General features: G+C 35.8%; 11 protein-coding genes. 3 read left to right on the forward strand and 8 right to left on the reverse strand.

The window, feature by feature from the left end; translation table 11 throughout:
* The 8 genes from QLQ94_RS19405 to QLQ94_RS19440 all read right to left on the reverse strand — a co-directional run bounded on the left by QLQ94_RS19405 (position 1) and on the right by QLQ94_RS19440 (position 12,798).
* A complete protein-coding gene (locus tag QLQ94_RS19405; protein ID WP_482498260.1) occupies positions 1-978 on the reverse strand; it encodes a BRCT domain-containing protein in 978 nt (325 codons plus the stop codon).
* On the reverse strand, positions 979-2,829 hold the full coding sequence (locus tag QLQ94_RS19410; RefSeq protein WP_482498261.1) for a UvrD-helicase domain-containing protein: 1,851 nt from the start codon (positions 2,827-2,829) through the stop codon (positions 979-981). It abuts the gene before it with no gap.
* Positions 2,822-4,834 (reverse strand): ATP-dependent nuclease, encoded by a 2,013-nt coding sequence (locus QLQ94_RS19415; protein WP_482498262.1) that lies wholly within the window; start codon positions 4,832-4,834, stop codon positions 2,822-2,824. The genes QLQ94_RS19410 and QLQ94_RS19415 overlap by 8 nt, the downstream gene beginning before the upstream one ends.
* Positions 4,835-4,859: 25 nt before the next feature.
* Entirely contained in the window at positions 4,860-8,594 is a 3,735-nt protein-coding gene (locus tag QLQ94_RS19420) for an AAA family ATPase (RefSeq protein WP_482498264.1), read from the reverse strand.
* Between the two features lies 1 nt (position 8,595).
* Positions 8,596-9,831 (reverse strand): exonuclease SbcCD subunit D, encoded by a 1,236-nt coding sequence (locus tag QLQ94_RS19425; RefSeq protein WP_482498266.1) that lies wholly within the window; start codon positions 9,829-9,831, stop codon positions 8,596-8,598.
* 439 nt (positions 9,832-10,270) lie between these two features.
* Positions 10,271-11,314 carry an HNH endonuclease domain-containing protein gene (locus QLQ94_RS19430; protein WP_482498268.1) on the reverse strand — a complete coding sequence of 348 codons (1,044 nt, stop codon included), beginning with the start codon at positions 11,312-11,314 and terminating at the stop codon, positions 10,271-10,273.
* A gap of 443 nt (positions 11,315-11,757) precedes the next feature.
* A complete protein-coding gene (locus QLQ94_RS19435) occupies positions 11,758-12,258 on the reverse strand; it encodes a type I restriction endonuclease (protein WP_482499995.1) in 501 nt (166 codons plus the stop codon).
* A gap of 156 nt (positions 12,259-12,414) precedes the next feature.
* The gene (locus tag QLQ94_RS19440; RefSeq protein ID WP_482498270.1) at positions 12,415-12,798 is read right to left on the reverse strand and encodes a helix-turn-helix domain-containing protein; all 384 of its coding nucleotides are present in this window, start codon (positions 12,796-12,798) and stop codon (positions 12,415-12,417) included.
* 540 nt (positions 12,799-13,338) lie between these two features.
* Here QLQ94_RS19440 and QLQ94_RS19445 point away from each other — a divergent pair.
* Genes QLQ94_RS19445 through QLQ94_RS19455 form a run of 3 tightly spaced genes read left to right on the forward strand, consistent with a single transcriptional unit; the run spans position 13,339 to position 20,475 of the window.
* Positions 13,339-16,362, forward strand: a complete 3,024-nt coding sequence (locus tag QLQ94_RS19445; RefSeq protein ID WP_482498272.1) for a SusC/RagA family TonB-linked outer membrane protein — start codon at positions 13,339-13,341, stop codon at positions 16,360-16,362.
* Between the two features lie 11 nt (positions 16,363-16,373).
* Entirely contained in the window at positions 16,374-17,777 is a 1,404-nt protein-coding gene (locus QLQ94_RS19450) for a RagB/SusD family nutrient uptake outer membrane protein (RefSeq protein WP_482498274.1), read from the forward strand.
* Positions 17,778-17,793: 16 nt separating this feature from the next.
* Positions 17,794-20,475 (forward strand): S9 family peptidase, encoded by a 2,682-nt coding sequence (locus QLQ94_RS19455; RefSeq protein ID WP_482498276.1) that lies wholly within the window; start codon positions 17,794-17,796, stop codon positions 20,473-20,475.
* Positions 20,476-20,480: the final 5 nt, after the last annotated feature.

Genomic DNA, 20,480 nt, shown 5'->3' on the forward strand with positions numbered 1-20,480 from the left:
TTAAATTAGGTCATCTATAATATCTGAAAAATCAAATTCATGAATCATTGTAATTGTATGACCATCTTTTCTTAAACTTAAAGCTTTTTCTACTTTTCGCCCGTAACAGGAAAATGCCCAAGCTGGATTTCCATTATCTCCTACAATTAGATAATCCGTTCTTTTATTAACGCTATCCGTAGGTATTCCTCCTAGTTTTTTAATCTGATTTTGCAAGGTTTCTCTATTACCTCTTTTTAATACTCCTGTGATACAGAATGTTTTTCCATCAAAATCAACGGTTGGTTCACTTGTACAAAGACCAGAAATATTAATATCAGATGTTTCTATTTCAATTTGTTTTTGTAATTCTGAATCTTGCAGTTTTACAAATTGCTTGAAATAAGCTTTAAGAACTATTCTTTCTTCTTCATCAATTTGATTATCTGACAATATTGATAGTATTAAGCTTCTAATCTCATCGTAGGGATAATATGTATTTAGGTGTTCATTTTCAGAAAGCCAAGTATTCAATTCAAATATCTCCTTATCACTGATTTCTCCATCAGATAATATTCCATGACAAATACCTTGTAAAGTTTGAAGATCTGTAGTTACGGCGTTATAGTAATAATTATCACTTTCATATTTTTGGCATAGCCAAAATAAATCTTCAATTGTTTCCTTAGGAGGTATTTTATTTGAAATAGTTTCTTCAATGATGGTCATAAACTCATTAAAAGGATTTCTGTTTATCAACAGTTTATGCTCTGTTACCCATTTTCTAAGTTCATTAATTTCTTTTTCGTTCACTTCCTTATCTGACTGAATACCAAGCAACAATCCTTTTAAAGAGCTAATTGCTTTATCTGCTTGAGATTTTGAAGTGTAAATTTTTAACAACTCTTGATCTATGTTACTCATAATTTTTATTTCTTTTATTATTGAATTAAATACATAACCTGTTTTAAATATCTGATCTACTAAATTTTCTGGCAATTATTTAGAATAAGGGTAATTAATATGAGTAAAATGATTGTATTCATTTCCAAACTTTTGATTTAAACTCAACCAAAAACGTGATGGACTGTATTGGTGAGTTTTTGAACCATATTGAGTATCAACTGTAAACTGTTCCGATCTAACCAAAATACAACTCTTTTTTGCCCTGCTTACACAAACATAACATAATCTTTGAGCTTCAGCTAAAAGTATAGGATTCTTGATATCTAAATAGAATGGAAAGTGTCCCTCTTCCATTCCCAGTAGAATAACAGTTTCAAACTCTAAACCTTTTGCACTATGTCTAGTGGTAATAGTTATTTCATCATTAGGAACACCAAGATATGCAAATCGTTCCAAAGGCATGTCTTTTAGATTGTGATTTTTAGCTTCATCTAACAAAAGTTCAAGGTTTTTAATCTCATTTGGATACATATCTGAAAGTTCTAGAACGTTTACAAGTTCGAGATTATCTATCATTAGTGTTAGCCAGTCCAATATAGTTTCCATTTCTTTTCCCGCTTTTATAGTTTTAAGAAATTTTACTTTTAAGTCAATAGTCTCTAAATATTTACGTGAATCATTATGGTTGATAATTAAATTTTTCCAAAATTTAAAAAGACTATCAAAAGACTGTTCATTAGGATTTATAGTCAAGTGAGCACAGTCTTGAAGCCAAGTCACCGTAGCACTTTTTTCAAAATCCCATTTTGAAATATAAAAAGGAATGCCATTCTTCCTTAAAGCAGCAGCCATCAATCTGACATCAGTATTTGACCATGTTATAATACCGATTTCATTAAAAGGAACGTTATTTTGTATTAATGAAGGCACAACCTTATCAGCAACAACATCATATTGTTGATCCATCTGATGATTGCAGGTGATAAATGTAAAGTCTGGGTTCTCTTCTAATCTTCGTTTTGCAAAATATGACAAAGGAGATGATGGTTCCAATGTTTCCAATGAAGCCGCAATAATATGCTGGTTACTTCTATAATTATTGGCCAACAGTACAGAATGAATATCATCTCGATTCATAAGCTCCATAAGAAAATCCGGATAACCTCCATTAAAACCATAAATTGATTGATTCATATCTCCAACCGCAAAAAGTTTTATGTCTGCATTAAAAACAAGTTCCAATACCATTTCATGTAATGCCTTTCCTAAATCTTGATATTCATCGACCAGTAACCAGGGAAACCTACTTCGAAGTGCCATTCTCACAAAATCTTGTTCATGGATGATTTGAGCAGAAATATTAATTATACTTACAAAATCTAGATATTCAGTTTCTAAGAGTTTTTCCTCAAACTTTTTTGCAGCACTGACAACTAGATCCGTTGAATCAAAAGTGACCTGACTAGTTCCTTCTAATGAAAGGCTTCTCTGTCTATTAATTTCCATCAATTTCAATTCTTTACTAGAAACTTTAAATTCTGCAAGTACATTATTGTAGATTTTTAATTCATCTTCTTTTTTAATAATCTTTACCGGATATTTGACTCCATATTGAGGATAAAGATGTGCAAAAGGTTGAATAACATGCTGAAGAGTAAAACTGTGAACTGTTCCTATGTAATCCTTATTAGTAGGTTTATAACCATATTCTTTAAGACGTTTTTTAATTTCTCTTACAGTCTCCCTACTATAACTAATGCATGCCAGACCAGAAGGCTTTTTAATTGAGCTAGCTGCTAAGCTAGCTGCTTTTAAAGTAAGTACTCTGGTCTTACCACTTCCAGGTCCAGCAATTACCACAGTATTACTTTCAGAATTATAGGCCGTAATTTGGCTTTGGTCTCTTTTGATCAGTTCGAGATCTTCAAAAAAGATACTATTCATAATCTTCTTTTACTTCTTTAACAAAACTTTCAAGTCCGTCTTTAATATACTTAGGAATCAGGTTGGGCGTTAAATAACCAGCTAAACGCTGTGCAAATCTTCCTTTACTTATATTTGACTCTATTTTTTTTAATGCTGACCAATATTCACGGGAATCAAGCGCATCCTCAAAGTTCTTCTGCATCCTATCACCCCCTAGAATTAGTTCCGCATAAACCTTCTTAATTATACCTATTCCATCTGCATTAGTCTCATTCATCATATCAACTTCGAACGTGTATGTACCCACATGTGCTCCACTTTGTTTGAAGAATTCTTTGGCATCCAAAGGTGGTTGCGGAACATCTGTTGGTTCTACTATCTGTAGATCTATCAAAACTGCATTCACATTTTCAACACCTTTGTATCTAAAAGGACGGCCCGTAGCAACATCCATTATATGATATATCCTTTCTTCAACTATACTCCCGTCAGCTTCTGTTTTATTGCTAATTTCATAATAGTCACCGTCAGTAATAAGATGCCACGGTATATTTAAAGCTTGTAATAATTGAATATACGGCATAAAATTAGTTGAATCTATATTACAAACTACAATACCAAAATCATCCAACGGGATATTTAGTAAATCAGCGGCAGCTGGAATAATGTATTCTTCTGTTATTCCCTCAACAAGAATGACTCCCTTACCAAAATACAGTTCACCTCTTTTTGCATCAATATATCTCTCGATATCCTTTTGTTCTCTTTTGTCAATAGATAACTTTGCTGTTGAAAAAATTTTACTGGCACCTCCAATGTTCCTAACATGTACTATTGAAGATAGAGGGGCAACGGAACTAATAAAGGTAGAATGACTCGTAAATATTACCGATGTATTACTTTTATGCAAGACTTCTCTAAATATCAGCCTTTGAAGAATTGGATTTAAGTGTGCTTCAGGCTCTTCAATGGCAAGAATGGTAAATGCTTGTTGTACTCCATTGTTTTCATCCATCCAAGAATATAAAATCTCCATATCTGCATCATCTATAGAGGATCTCAATATATACTTTGATTGTGTAGTTATATCATAGTATGCATTGATCATTTGTGTTTCATCAAGCTGTAATAGTTCCTGAAATCTTTCTGCCTTGATAATAGGAGGAATAGTTCGATCTTTTAGCAAAACAAGCATCAATGTGATGTAAAGGATATTGCCAAGACCTAAACTAAGTTCCCCAACAGGCCTTTCACTCACACCAAAATAGACTTGAAGTGTATACAAAAGCCTTTCGGTATCAATATCAAAAGTACTTAGAGTAATATCGCTATCACTTTGCAAACCTGAGAGTGATGTGAACCTATCTTGTATAATATTTTTAATATGCACAATTTCATCCAATTGCAAAAGACCATCTGCTGCATCCTTCATAGATTCAGAAATTTTTTCCAAATCATCTTTTGAAATATCATATTTCTTGACCAGTTTATAAAGTGGAGAGTTTTTGTTTGCCTTTAATTCACGATCTACATCTCTGAGTGCTTTTATAACGTATATATTAATAAAACTACGATCTTCACTTGTAAATTTACTTAATTCCTTATTTCCTTTGTATATCTCATATTTATAATTAAGAATATTCCCTAAAGGTCCAATATTTGGAAAGAATCTATATGTGAATTGAAGTGTTGGTGGTGTATCATCAATGACCGCATCTATAAATTGTCCTACAAGCCTTGAGTTGTGTTCAAAACCTTTGATCTCTAAAGTAATTTCTATTGCCAATCCATTTATCATAGGATCCAATAAACTTTCATGGAAATCACTTTCTGTCAATTGGCGGTCATTATCAGAAAAGTCTTTATCTAATATCAACTGGATTGCTCTTAGAAAGTTTGTTTTTCCTATATTGTTTTCTCCAATTATAACTTGCTTGTGATCAAGGATAACATCTACATCTAAGAAATTTCTAAAATTCTGAATTTTTACTCTTGATATATATGGATTTTTAAATTCACTCATAAAAGCTGTATTATTATATTTTTTATTAAACTCCTAAAACTTCAACCTTGCTCTTTCCGCTCTGTTGCTTACTTACCTTAATTTGCACTGGTATCCTTTCAGTCATTTCCTGAACGTGTGAGATGACACCAACCTTACGTCCTTGGTTGTGTAGCCTTTCCAATGCATCCATTGCAATATTAAGCGTGGTAGGATCTAACGAACCAAAACCTTCATCAATAAATAAAGATTCTACTTTCATGCGACTTGAGGATAAGGAAGCCAAGCCCAAAGCTAGAGCAAGTGACACTAAGAAAGATTCCCCACCGGAAAGTGAATAAACAGTTCTTACCTCATCTCCCATATCCTGATCTACTATTTGCAATCCAAGCGTAGCCGGAATACGTTCAATTTTATATCTGCTCGTGAGTTCCTGCAAATGAATATTGGCATAGCCCAGCAGAACGTCAAGTGTATATTCTTGTGCAATCTGTCTGAATTTTTTACCATCAGCAGAACCTATAATTTCGTTTAATTTACCCCAGTTTTCTGTTATATCAGCTTGTTTTGCGATATCATTGAGTAAAGAGCTTATCTGGGCTTTATTGGTTTCATTTTGTTGTAATTTAAAACCAATTTCTCCCTTTTTCTGCTTTTGTTGTTCAGCCTCGGGTTTTTTAATAGCAATCAACTCATTCAATTCATCTAATGAGCGCTCCGATAATACCGTTTGTTGATGAACGTCTAGTGATTGTTTTCTTTCATCAAGGATAGAAGTTGCTTTCGTTACTTCTTCCTCAATTAATTGCAGTGCATTGCGTTCGGCTTCTATCCAACTGTTTTGTAGTGCTAGCAGTTCATAAAGTGTTTCTGTACTTAGTAATTGATCGTTCTTGTGATTGTAATTACTCAGCCAGTTTTCTATTTTTTGTAGTGTTGATGTTACATCAATCTGCAATGTACTTATCGTATTTTCTAATTCTTCTTTTTGGGTATTGGCTTTTGTTAAATTAATACTCAGCTGTTGCAGCATTTCTTTAAACTGATCTAGTTTTTGTTGTGCGTTTTCTACAGATTGCCTCAACTCTAATTCCACTTGCTCTGCAGGTCTTCCTTCAAAAATATTAGCACGATCTTGAGTAATAACCTGATAGCTTTGATACTGTGCAGTATACATTGCGTTTTTTTTAGTAAGCTCTGCTGTAAGATTTTGAGATTGGCTTTCCAGTTCTTTCAAAGTTGCTTCAAGAACACTTTTTTGACCAATGTATTGCTCCAGATCTTCAGCATATTGTTTCCAGGTTTGTGAAAAACTCGCAATATCATTAGTAAAATTGATTGGTGCAACTTTCCATTTAGCCATCCAGTCTAAGCTTGTGAAATATGGTAAAAGTAACTCTTCTATTAAAACCAGATCGGAAGTTGCTTTGTCACGTTCTCTAGTTTTGCTACTTAGTTGTTCCTGATATATTGATAATTTGCTCTTCAGATCTTTAACTTCATTACCAAGTGTTTCAACAATTTCTTTTAAAGAATCGTTTTTATTTTTATCTACCTCCAGTTGTTGCTTTTGGCGGGCATGAACTTGTGTTTTTGAAAGTAAATCAGCCTGTTTTGCTTTAAGTTCTTGTAATTTTCCCTCTATCCATTGAGACTTTTTTTCATCGGAAAGTGTTAGAGTTTCTTTAGCAATATCAAATTGCTCCCAAACCTGCTTGTTCTTTTCCAGCTCCGACTCTTTTTCTTTAATAGTTTCTTGCTGATTCTGAATAGTTTGCTCTAAGCTTTGAAATGCTTGTTTCAAAGCATTATGTTTTCCGAAACTGTTCAGGTAAATACGCTCTTTTTCATCATAAGCATCTTTTAACACCTTCAATACATTTTCCAAATGTGGATTATGTTCAGTGTAAGGGTGAGTTTTACTACCACATACTGGACAAGGTTCATCATCAATCAATCCATTTCTAAGCGATTCTACGTTTTCTGCGGATGCCAGAATAGCTTGCTGTAATAGTTGAGATGCGGTTTCTTTTTCAGCATTTTCTACTATTAATTGTTGCGAAAGTTGTTGTAAGGTCTGCTGATTTATAGGATAATCAGACTGGTCTTTAATTTGTTTATTTTTTAAAATATCTAAGTCAGTTAAAGCACCATAAAACAGTGACCAATGAGCTTGTGCTTTTATAATATTTTCAACAGTGTTATCTATCGCAATCTTATCCAACTGCATGGTTTCAATAGGAATTAACAGCAATTCTTTTGCTTTAACAGCATAGATTTTGGTCAAATTTCCCCATTCGAATGCTTTTTTTTCCAAATTAGATTCAGCTTCATTTTTTTTAGTTTCATCTATCTTAATCTGATCTTGCAATTGATTAAGTACTGTAGTTGAAGATTGAAAAATTTCCAATAGCTTTTGAGCATCTTGCAATTTGGACAAAATAATTTCTTTATTTTCAGCTATTGGACTACGCTCTATATTTTCATTCTTCCAATCCGTTATTATATTGATATGAGCAGAGATCCCAGAAAACTCAGTTTGTTTATCCGTGAGAACCTTTTGATGTTGATTTATAGTTGCTGTGGCGTCATCTACATCTTGTTTTGCTTTTTGCAGTTGCTCTCTCTTTTCAACAATTATCGTATCCAGTTTTTTAGCTTGCTCTAAAATTGGCAGAGCATCATTCAAAGCTTTATTATTTTCAGTCAATGCAGTTCCCGAAGCTATAATCTCATCATTCAACTTTTCTTTTTTTTCTTCTAATGACTTTATAGTCTCTTTCAAAGTAATTAAGTTAGCTGTTTTTTCAGCATGTTGATTTTGTGCGTGCTTCAAAGCATCTACCCAGCTCCTGGTTTGTTGAATCGCCTCAGTAACAATCAATTTTTGTTTGCGGGGAAGTGCATTTATTTTTTCTTCATTTGCAGTTTGTAATGCGATTTGCGCATTCTGATAATTGGTTTGTAACTGGGAAAACTGTTCCTGCCAAACAATTTCTGCTGCTAAAATTTCTATCTCTTTTTCTAAACTTTTAATTTGAATCTCCAAAATTCCTTGTTCCTCCACCAAACTCTTTTGTTCTTCGTCAGTTAGAATAATAACTCCATCTTTTCGTAAATTAAGATCTCGAAGTTGTTGTTCTTCCACTTTATATTTTTCAAATATTTTTTTTGAAATTTCAGAATAGATATGGGTTCCTGTGAGTTTTTCGAGTAAAGAAGATTTTTCATCTTTATTAGCTTTCATAAAGGCAGTAAAATCACCTTGTGCCAGCAATACTGATCGGGTAAATTGTTCAAAATTTAAGCCTACCAAACGTGTAATCTCATTCAAAGTCTCTTGCTTTTTACCTGGAATGACAGTATTCGAGCTGATATTTGTCAATGTTATAGAATCTGATTGCATACTACCCTCGGCCTTATTTCGAGCACGTCTTACACTCCAAATAGCACGATAATTTTGCTCATCAATACCTCTAAAATCTACTTCAGCAAAACCCTCAGAAGTTCCGTCTCTTAAAATACCCCGAACATCACTTTGGTTCAATTTGCTTCCTTGGACATCATGAATTTCAATTCCTATTTCTTTTGCCTGTAGGTAGCGGGGGGTTTTTCCATATAAAGCAAGACATATTGCATCTAATATAGTTGATTTTCCTGCTCCCGTAGCTCCAGTGATAGCAAAAATTCCCGCAGAACACAATGGTTCGGTTGTAAAATCGATCTCTGTATTACCTTCTAAAGAAGCTAGATTTTTTATTCGAATAGCTAATATTTTCATGTTATTCGGCCGTTTGGTTAATTTCCTGCGTCACTTGCTGGAAAAGTTGCAGAATCGTATCTGGGATTTCACTATTGTAACGCTGTTGGTACACTTTATCAAATATATCTATAGGCTGTAATTCGTTCAATTTTTCTGGCGTAATAAATTCGGATACTTGCTGCGTTGATGATGGATATTTCACATCAATTTTAACTAACCTTACTTTTTTACCCATTAGTGCAGTTTCTATTTTGTGTCGTAAAGCAGGTTCAGGCCCTTCCAGTAATATACGAACTTCCAGATATGGAAAAGGTTCTTTGATATCATCCGGTTCTGATAAATTCTCTAATAATCCTATGACTTCATGCAACGGCTGAGGAGCTTGTGGAATTCTTTGAAGTGGCACAGATACCGGAATTTCTATCGATTTTAATTCGCTAATTTCCTTGTCTAGTTTAAAAACAATAACTTGATGTTTATAATTTAGTTCAGAAAAAGACATTGGTAATGGGCTTCCAGAATATCTAATATGATCTTGTCCACCTATTCTCTGTGCTTTATGAATGTGCCCTAGTGCCACATATTTTATATCTTCGTGAAATGCACTAGCTGGAATACATTCTACACCTCCCATAATAAGTCTTTCTGTTTTGTCTAAATCACTTACTTCTGCGTGATGTGTATGTAAATGCCCCATAGCAATTATGGTTTGTCCATCTTGCTTTTTTAAATTAACATATTCAAACGCCTCTTTATATAATGCAGTTACACCTTCAGTGTAAGGATTTGCACAATTTAATAATGTTGGATAGTCACCCATGCGTAAAAATGGAATCGCAAGACACCATACTTTTACCTTTTTAGAATCATCATAAATAGGTACAAGCAGCTTTTCGTAATCTATATTACCATCTATATCTTTTTCAACTACGCCTACAATATGTACATTAGATGATTCCAATAATGGTTTTGGAGCCTCTAAACGAGATGCCGAATCGTGATTACCTGCTGTAATTACTATTTGTATATCAGGATTTATTTTAATCGCATTCTTTAAAAAAGAATAAAACATTTTTATTGATGAGGCAGATGGATTTGAAATATCAAAAATATCTCCACTAACAAGTAAAACATCTATTTCTTCTGTTTGTAAAGTAGCAATTAGCCAGCTTAAAAACTGTTGATGTTCGTAAGTGCGGTCGTATTCGTGAAACAATTGGCCTATATGCCAATCTGCAGTATGTAGAATCTTCATATTTTACTTTTAGTCAATACACATTTTTCATTATCATATATAAGATAATTCAAATATCAATCTTTTGTTTTAATCTTTTTTATGGAAAACCGTAATCTCTCAAATATATCAATTCATAAAAACTAACCACCAAGTATTTATACGTGTTTCTTTATAATTTTTGCTTACCTTTTGACTTAACTTAAAAGATTACTTCTTTCTTTAATTTTGCAAGTGATTAAGGCTATGAAGTGATCTATTTTAGAACTATATTTAACACCTTTTCTCTCATAAAAAGCAAAAGGCGAATTTTAAATATTTCCTTTCACTTTAAATATGTGATTTAAAAAAAATAAGGGTGCAAAAATGCGCCCTTAACTTTATCTTCATTTTCGTTATCAAATCCATCAAACCTCAAACAGAAATTCACAGAGCCAAAGAAAGACAACTCTAATGCCCATTAATCTTTCATATATGAGAAACCATTATTACTGGCAATAGTAATTAAAGGCTGAATAGTTTCTTTAAATTTTAAATAATCCCATCCGCTATCATCTAGATCAGGAAAAATGCTAAGATATTCCTCCAAATATTTATTCTTGGAGTTATAACTTTTAACTATTTCAAAAGCTGTCTTCTGAAGAGTATAAAACTTATCAAAATATTTATCTATCAACGGGAGCCTATTGCTTTTAAACGAATTAAAATTTTTATCAATTGGAATTAGATTCCAAATTAAATCATGAGAAACAAATGCATGGGGCACAAAATGGTCTAAAGCATATTTTTTCTCATCAAAAACTAATTTTTTATTAGTAAAAATACAATCTACTGTCCCCAATTCATTAAACACAAATTTCCAATATTCGTTTGTTTGTTTAATCAATGAATTTCTTGTAACAGTCTTAAATATTTTATTTGAAATGTCTGGAACATTTGGATTTCTTTTTTGAAGAAAAAGCGACAAATTCCAATAACAAAAGTCTTTTAATATTTTTGAATTCGACTGTAAATAAGTTATCCATATAGGATTAATTTCTATATAATCTTTTTGCAAATGATACAGTGCCCCATGCTCAAAATTTTGAGAATGGGTGTATATATCATTACGTCCCCCTGAAAACCAAGATGAAATAAACCAATGCGGAACATTTTTATTAAAATGATTTAATATTTTGACAGTTTCGATCTTCTGGGTATTTTCTAAAACAGAATTTATGATGTTTTTATTTTCATTTATCTTAAGATTTTCAATCTTCATAATGGTTTTCACTGCATCTTGAATAAGATCTTGTTTACCAAAAGATACTTGAAAATAATTAACGGTATACCATGAATTACTAATCATCCTCGAGAATATTTTTCTTTTCTCAATATAAAAGATATCTTTTTCTACTAATTCGAGAATCGCTAGAAACCAATAAAATTTATAAGTGGCAGACGTACTTGAAAATACGGATGATAATTTATCTATTTGAAGATGCTGCGAAATTGGAAGATTCATAGAATTTTAAATAACCTTTTAGGTTTAATTTAGTACTTTATACAACAGATCATAGATATTCATTGTTTTTTTTGCATACTTCATTAATCTTTCAAGCTCAAAAAAACTTTCTTTTGCCAATCGATTCATTTCTTTGGTCTATTGTTCAACTATACTACGATTTTCACTTAAGTTATCCTTGTTAGGAATAAAATAATTATCTCCTACATATAGATGAATCGAACTATACTCGTTAAATTTATTTATTTTTTCAGTAAAATACCAGTAAAAAGTGACAAACCAATATATTAACTTTAAAATTTTTCTCAATCATTATGGTTGATAATTCTAAAGTACTAACATATACAAAAAGTAATTGTTTACCATTTATCATGAATCTTCTAATTAACCTCCACTAAGTAAATCTAAATATTCATTAACTTCTGATTTCATTACATAGATAATTATATAGGTAATAATCCCAATTCCTTAAGAAACTTATTATGATTTGCGGTAGCTATTTTTAGTTCTTTGCTCAAATCGTCTAATTTTTTATTCACTTTTAATAAGTCGATTTTTTCGTCGGCAACGGCTGTACTTACATAATTGGATATATTCAAATTATACTCATTTTTACACCAGTCCTTGATATTAACTAATGTATATTGTGATGGTGTACCATCTTCACGATGAAAAGTATTTCTTTCACGAAGGATTTTAGAAGCTGTAAAAACATCTGCACTAACAATTTCATCTCTTAAGCGATAAAATTCAGCATCCGTTAATCGCACCCGATTAAGAGACTCAAATTTTTCACGAAAATTAAGTTTCAAACTACTCTTATCACGTATATCATTGCGGTAAACATATTTAAGATCTTTTAATTTTTTGATTAAACTATCTTCTATTTGATTCTCTTTTGTAATTACTTTTAAAAAAAAGAAGTTTATGTTAAAAATTCTCAGTCAAAGATAACTAATAATGTTCTTTTTAAATGATTCCATTATTATCTAATAAAGTAATTTTTATATTTTTCTTCCTTATTAAACTCTAACACATCCCTTTAAAATAAGATGTCGGCTAAATTTGCGTAAATAAAAAAAGATGCCAAGCATCTTTTTTTATTTACCCTGTAGTCTTTCTTTTTCGAGTAAATCAAACTTGTTATTAATTGTTTTTTTTAGAAAGCTATAATAATCTATTTTTTCTTGTGTTAGCTTTTCTTCCAACTTAAAGGACTTATCAACAATTGTTAATAGTGTTGCTCTATTTTTCAAAACAAAAAGCTCACAATAATTGATATTCAAGTATTCACTAAGTGTTAATATTTTATCCCATCCGCTTATGCTTTCAAAGCGCTCAATTCTACCAATCATAGTTGAATTATATTCTAATATTCCAGCAAGAGTATGTTGAGATAATTTTTGGCTTAATCTAGCTAAACGGAGAATACATCCAATTTGGATATTAATTATATATACTTCTGTTTCTCCCGATTTTCTCATAAAGTAAAATTTGAGAAAAAAGATCACTTTATTCGATACAAATTTGTATCGAATAAAGTATTTTGTTATATTTGTCACAATAATTGCATCTAAAAATGTAATTTTGCGATTCTTCACATAAAATATTTGAAGCATTCGCTTTGAACCTTGCATTAAAAAACTGGAATTTTTTGAGCGCGCAAGATGATAAGTGTAAATGCTCACGTCATATAGTTGTATATTGGCGTGGGCTCACTTACATGCGCGCGGGTCGTTCCAGTACCTTTAATGCTACGTAAGTCGAGAACAACCCACGCCTCTATATTAAAGGTAAAAACTCTTCTTAAATTCTTAGCGCTTTATTTCTTTATTTGCATGGTTTCGCAGGACAATAAAAGTTTAACTTTTAACGCCTTTATTCATGTAGAAATAAAAACAAATTCATTATGACCATTAAGCAATTTACTTAATACATAAAAAATGGCCCTCTATCTCGTCGCCAAACTAACATAGAGGACCGTAGCTAATCTAACTGACGTTTCAACTAACCATTCCAATATTATGAATAATTTTTCATTTTACAAGGAGGTAAAAGCTTTTTATTGCCTAATTTTTCTGGGTTATTTCTTGTCTTTTTCACCTGTATACGCAAATTCTAAAGAACGACATAGTCTTTCTTTCTTCCAACAACATCAAATTCAAGGTACCATCAACGACGGTGCAAGTCCTTTGCCAGGAGTTACAATTGCCGTCAAAAGCAAACTTAAATTATCAACCATATCTGATTTTACCGGCCAATATTCCGTTTTGGCTTCTGCAAACGATACGCTAGTTGTTTCTTTTATCGGTTTTAAAACAGCTGTGATTCCAATTAATGGAAGAACAATAGTGAATATAAAACTTAGTTTTGACACCACTACCCTTCAGGAAGTCCGGGTGAATGCCGGGTATTATTCCACCAAGGAAAGCGAGCGTACTGGCAGCATTTCCCGGATCACCTCCAAGGATATCGAAACCCAGCCCGTCACTAATGTACTGGCCACCATGCAGGGAAGAATGGCCGGGGTGAATATCACCCAGACCACTGGGGTGCCGGGAGGAGGCTTCGAAATCAAGATTCGTGGACAGAATAGTCTGCGAGATGAAGGAAATGCGCCACTCTATATAATTGACGGGATTCCTTACTCTTCTGATCCCATTGGACATGGACAGGTTTCCACACTGTTTCCAAATCTGGCCAGCCCTCTGAACGGAATCAATCCTGACCAAATAGAAAGTATAGAGGTTTTAAAGGATGCTGATGCTACTTCCATTTATGGCTCCAGGGGAGCTAACGGTGTTGTGCTGATTACTACAAAAAAAGGCAAAAGCGGTAAAACCAAATTCACCTTGAACGCTTCAAGCGGCGCAGGCAAGGTAACAAGATTTGCCAAATTCATGGATACAGAACAGTATCTGGCCATGCGTCGCCGTGCGTATGATAATGATGGAATTACTACCTATCCAAAATCAGCCTACGATATTAACGGAACCTGGGACCAGACACGCTATACCGACTGGCAGAAGGAATTTTTTGGAGGCACTGCGGCCTTTACTGACCTGCAGGCTACCATATCAGGCGGATCACCTTCCACCACTTTTCTTCTCAGTGGAAATTACCATACTGAAACTACTGTTTTCCCTGGGGAATTTCTGTATAAAAAAGCAGGTTTCCAATCAAGTGTGAACCACGAGTCTGAAAATAAAAAATTTAAAATACAATTCTCCGCAGGCTACACCTTGCAGGACAACGATCAACCTTCTTCTGATCTCACAAGTCTCTCCAGAGGCCTTGCCCCTAATGCTCCATCCCTGTACAACATTGACGGGAGTCTGAATTGGGCAGACAACACCTGGCAAAACCCACTTCGAAACCTATCGGCCAAATTCGAATCGAAAAGCCATGATTTGCTGGCAAGTACTTTACTTTCCTATGAGCTTCTTGAAGGTCTCTGGATTAAAAGCAGTTTTGGATACAGTGATCTGGGGTATCTCGAAACCCGTACCACCCCCTCTACCATATACAATCCAGCATTTAACTACGACAGCTCATACTCGAGTCTCTCGGTCAATACAACCAACAGGAACTCCTGGATTGCAGAACCCCAGCTCAGTTGGGAAATAGAGACCACGACAGGAAAATTCTCCCTCTTGGCTGGCGCAACATTTCAAAACCAGTCTACCGGACAACTCGTGCAGACAGCAAGCGGTTTTCCCTCTAACAGCCTTATTTATAATTTAGCCTCTGCCTCCACAGTACGCGTACTGAGTGATAATGAAACGCTTTACAAATACCAGGCTTTTTTCGGCCGGATTAACTATAACTGGAAGCAGCGCTATATTCTCAACCTAACGGCCAGACGAGACGGCTCAAGCCGTTTTGGACCCGGAAACCAATTTGCAGCCTTTGGGGCAGTGGGCGCTGCCTGGCTGTTTTCCAAAGAAGCCTTCCTGCTGGATAGCCCATGGCTGTCCTTTGGAAAACTTCGCCTAAGTTATGGTACAACGGGAAGTGACCAGATCGGAGATTACAAGTTTTTGGATACCTATAGTATCTCAGGAGCCTTATATGGCGGTACAGCAGGATTGCAACCTACCGGCTTATTTAATCCTGATTTTGCATGGGAAACCAATAAAAAACTGGAACTCGCCCTGGAAACTGGATTCTTTTCTGATCGCATTTTCCTCACTGCCGCCTGGTACCGTAATGTTTCCTCTAATCAGCTTGTGGGGATACCCATGCCGGCCACTGCGGGATTCCCGTCCCTTGAATCCAATCTAAGGGCAACAGTGGAGAATTCCGGACTCGAATTCACGCTACGCACTATCAATCTTAGCTCGGGCCAATTAAAGTGGACCTCCAACCTTAACCTGAGCCTGGCGCGAAACAAACTTCTTAGCTTTCCTGGTCTGGAAGGCTCTACCTACAGCCAAAGATACCGTATTGATAAACCCCTGAATATTGTACTGTTATATGATTATACAGGTCTTGATTCACAAACCGGACTTTACCAGTTCCGCGATTTCAATAAAGATGATAAGATTTCCTCACCTGAAGAAAAACAGATTGTGGCAGACCTCAATCCGAAGTATTTCGGGGGATTTCAAAATTCTTTGAGCTACAAAGGATGTAAACTTGATTTTTTACTGCAGTTTGTAAAACAAAAAAATTATAATTATCCTTTATCATCCGCAGGTGCAATGTACAACCAACCCCAGCAAATGCAATACAGCTGGCAACAGCCAGGTGACACGGGACCTTATCAAATCTACACCACAGGTTATAATTCACAAGCCGTTGATGCCGGTTCACGCTACAGTGAGAGTTCAGCCTCTATCGGGGATGCCTCTTTTGTGCGACTCAAAAACATTTCCTTTTCCTATGCTCTTCCCTTGCCTGTTACAGGGACGCAGTGCACAGTTATACTCCAAGGCCAGAATCTTCTCACCTTCACGCCATATAAGTATGGAGATCCCGAGTTTGTAAGTTCGGGATTCCTGCCTCCTTTAAAGATAATCACCGCAGGGATCCAATTAACCTTTTAAACTATAAAATTATGAAAACCATAAACCCTAGTATAATCTCAGGCCGCTATACAATACTTATCCCCCCACTTTTACTATCTTTTTTACTCTACTGCTGCGACTCCTTTGTAGAGGTAGATCTTCCAAAGTCACAGTTGACAACAAAAACAGTTTTTGAGAATTACCATACTGCCGATGCCGCCCTAAGCGATATTTATGCCAGCATAAGAGATACCGGAATTCTAAGTGGTACGAGCTACGGGGTATCCAATCAACTAGCCTGTTATAGCGATGAGCTGACCTGGTATGGAACTCCACTGAGTACTACCGAGAGTTTTTACAGTAATGCACTACTGCCTTCTAATAGCGCAATAACAGAATACTGGAGAGCAGCTTACGTCCAGATATATGCAGCCAATGCCATACTAGAAGGTAGCAAATCATCCCTGAGCCTAACTTCTGCCAATAAAGAGCAACTTGAAGGCGAGGCGCTTTTTATCCGGGCTTTGCTGCATTTTTATCTTGTTAATCTCTATGGCGATATTCCCTATATCACCACAACAGACTACAAAGTCAATGCTGTTGTCTCTAAACTGTCCCAAAGTGATATTTACCAGCACATTGAGCTTGATCTGCAACAGGCTGCGCTACTTTTATCTTCACCTCAAAGCAATAACGAACGGGTGCGTCCCGGGAAATCTGCCGTGTATAGTTTACTGGCAAGAGTTTATCTTTACTCACAATCATGGACCAAGGCCAACAGTAGCGCCTCTGTGGTTATAAATGATACAGGGCTTTATACTCTGGAGAGTATCCAGAACGCCTTTTTGAAAGATTCCAGAGAAACCATCTGGCAACTACAACCCGCCACGCCAGGTCAAAATACCGATGAGGCTATTACTTTTATTCTCTCCAGTACCCCTCCTCTCACTACATCGCTCTCCAATAGCCTTATGGAGTCCTTTGCGGCAAATGATCTACGAAAAAAAAACTGGATCCAGGGGATTTCCAACGGGGATTTGATATGGTATTACCCTTTCAAGTATAAAATAAGCAACACAACACCTGTCTCAATGGAATATCCTATCGTGCTGCGTCTGGCCGAACAGTATCTAATTCGCGCAGAAGCAAGAGCGCAACAGGGCGATTTAAACGCAGCAGAAGAAGACCTCAACCATGTGCGTAGAAGAGCTGGCCTTGACAATAAAGAAAACCTTGACAAGCAGGCACTACTCGATGCTATCCACGATGAGAGAAGATGGGAATTCTTTACCGAATACGGCCACCGTTTCTTCGACCTTAAACGATCCGGACGCATAAATCAAGTTCTATCAGCTCTAAAACCCGGATGGGATCCCCATGACATCTTTTTACCCCTTCCACAAAGCGAGCTGGAGTTAAATCCAAAATTGCTTCCTCAGAACGATGGTTATTAACTTTAAAACTCCACCTATGAAACCTATAAACCAAAAAGAAATTCATCTCCCGCTTTCTTTGGCAGTAGTTTTAGCTTTATTTTTTATTTTTATTTTTATTTTGCCATTAGTGACCTGCCCTTTAAAGGGGCAGGTGGTGCAAAAAAAACAACTTAATTTCAAAGATTTTAACTCCCTGGGAGAACTACAGTTGCATAAAGCAACTCCAGATGCACGCTGGAGCAGTTTTTCAATGCACTATAAAAGCGGTATAGACACGCTCTTTCTACGCTCTACGTCAAATAAAAAAGAATACTTTTTCCCTTCAGGGACAAATCCCGATTTTTTATCAAACACTAATTTTCTCTACCAAAAAAATGCAGCCCTTCATCTAGTGAATCTTCACACTGGAGCAAAGCAGACTATAGAGCATGTTCTGAGTTATGCCTGCTCGATTTCCTTCGGCCAATTAATCGTGCTTACAAAACAGAATTCTCCTGCGGGGAAGACCCTTTTGGTACTAAACAAAGACGGTGTTATTATTCAGAGAATTGCAAGTGCAGAGCAATTTAAAATCAGCCCATGCTCGAGAAAAGTAGTTTTTACAACTATGGAGAACGGCTCTTATTCGCTTGGCATCATCGAGCTGACCAATCCCATTACTCCCCATTGGATCTTAAGAAAAAGTTCATATTCTTTTAAAATGCTTACCTGGGAGAAAACAGCCAGAGCCCTGTGTTTTATTGGCTCTGAGGCTTCCGGATCAAATAAAAATTCTCTTTTTTATTACATAACAAAAAGTAAGGCGCTTTTCTGTATGGATCCTGAAAAACAGATCGGGTTTCCACCCGGGCACCTACTGGATAGTCTTGGGCAATATCCTCTTAACATTAGCCAGGACCTGAAAAGAGTGTTTTTTGGACTGCTCAAAAAAACAGATCCCGATCCTTCGTTCAAAAAGTCTAACTTCGGACCTGAAGTAGAACTCTGGAACGGCAATGACAAATTGATTTATCCCATGCAACAAAGGATGGGCGACTTTAATAAAAAAACCTACCTGGCAGTCTGGACTCCCTTTAAAGAGGAGTTGGCGCAGATTTCCAACCAGGCTCTCCCCGGTGTAATGCTTGCCGGTGAGCAGCAATACGCAGTTCTCTCTAATCCACAGTCTTATGAGCCTCAACTGGAGTACAGCGGTCCTCGAGATTTTTACATCCTGGATTTAAACACAGGTAAAAAAGAGGTTTTGCTTCAAAATAAAGCCATAACCCCCACAGAGCCCATGCCGGGAAGCTCACCAGGGGGAAAGTATATCACTTACTCAAAACAAAATGATTGCTGGATTTACGATCTCAAATCAAAAACTCATCTAAACATTACCCAGTCACTGCGCGCATCATTGCCTGATAGCCTGCGTGATTTACATCAGGATTCATATTTTAGAGTTGCAGGCTGGACGCCTTACGACAAACAGATTCTGCTTTATGATACTTATGATATCTGGATTATCACCCCTGATGGCAATAGCTACAGGCGAATAACCCATGGCCGGGAGAAAAAAATACATTTTCGTATTTTTGAATCTCCTCTCTCGGACGACCTTTCCAATTATGAGGGATGGACCCACAGAACCTTTAATGCCGACAAAGGTCTTTTGCTCGAGGCAAAGGGGGATGATGGGAAAGCAGGTTATTTCAAATGGGAAGCAGCCATAGGTGAGAAGCCGATAGTATACAAAGAAGCCTATACTTCTGAACTATTTGTCTCACAGGACCAAAAAAGTTTTATATATCGTGAAGAACAGTTCAATATCTCTCCAAGGATTGTGCTTCAAAAGGGAAAAACATCGCACGTCTTTTTCCAAAGCAATCCACACCAGGCGCAATACAACTGGGGACAGAGTACTCTTATTGCCTACCAGAATTTGAAAGGCAGTAAATTACAGGCCCTATTATACTATCCCGTAAATTATGATCCTAAAAAAAAATACCCAATGATTGTAAATGTGTACGAGAAACAGTCTTCAGAGCGTTATAAGTACATTAACCCAACATTGGAAAACGAAGCAGGCTACAATCCCACAGTGCTCACCAACCAAGGCTATTTTGTGCTTTGTCCTGATATTGTTTCCGAAAAACAAAATGAGGGTCCTTCTGCATTAGACTGCACTGTGGCGGCCACAAAAGAAATCATTGCCAGAGGCCTTGTCTATCCTGATAAAATTGGTATTATTGGCCATTCCTTCGGAGGATTTGAGACTTGTTATATTATTACCCACACCAGTCTTTACGCAGCCGCAGTAGCAGGGGCAGCCATAACAGATATCAGCTCTTATTATTACACCATTAACTGGGATACTGGACGTCCCACAATGAATTATTTTCAAAGCGGACAATTAAAAATGGAACGTCCACCTTATGAAATACCTGATATCTATGACCGTAACTCTCCAATAGTTCATGCCCCTAAAGTTACAACACCCCTATTATCATATGCCGGAAAAAAAGACAATCATGTGGACTGGCACCAGAGCGTCGAATTTTATCTCGCCCTTAGAATACTTGGTAAAAAAAATGTAATGCTCCTTTATCCCCAGGAAGCCCATACCATTTTAGACCCACAAAGTCAAACAGACCTAACACAGAGAATCTCTCAGTGGTTTGCTTACTATCTAAAGGATGAAAAACATGCAGACTGGATTGAAAAAGGAACAATGTAGGGCAG

This window comes from Flavobacterium sp. B114r (assembly GCF_056824125.1).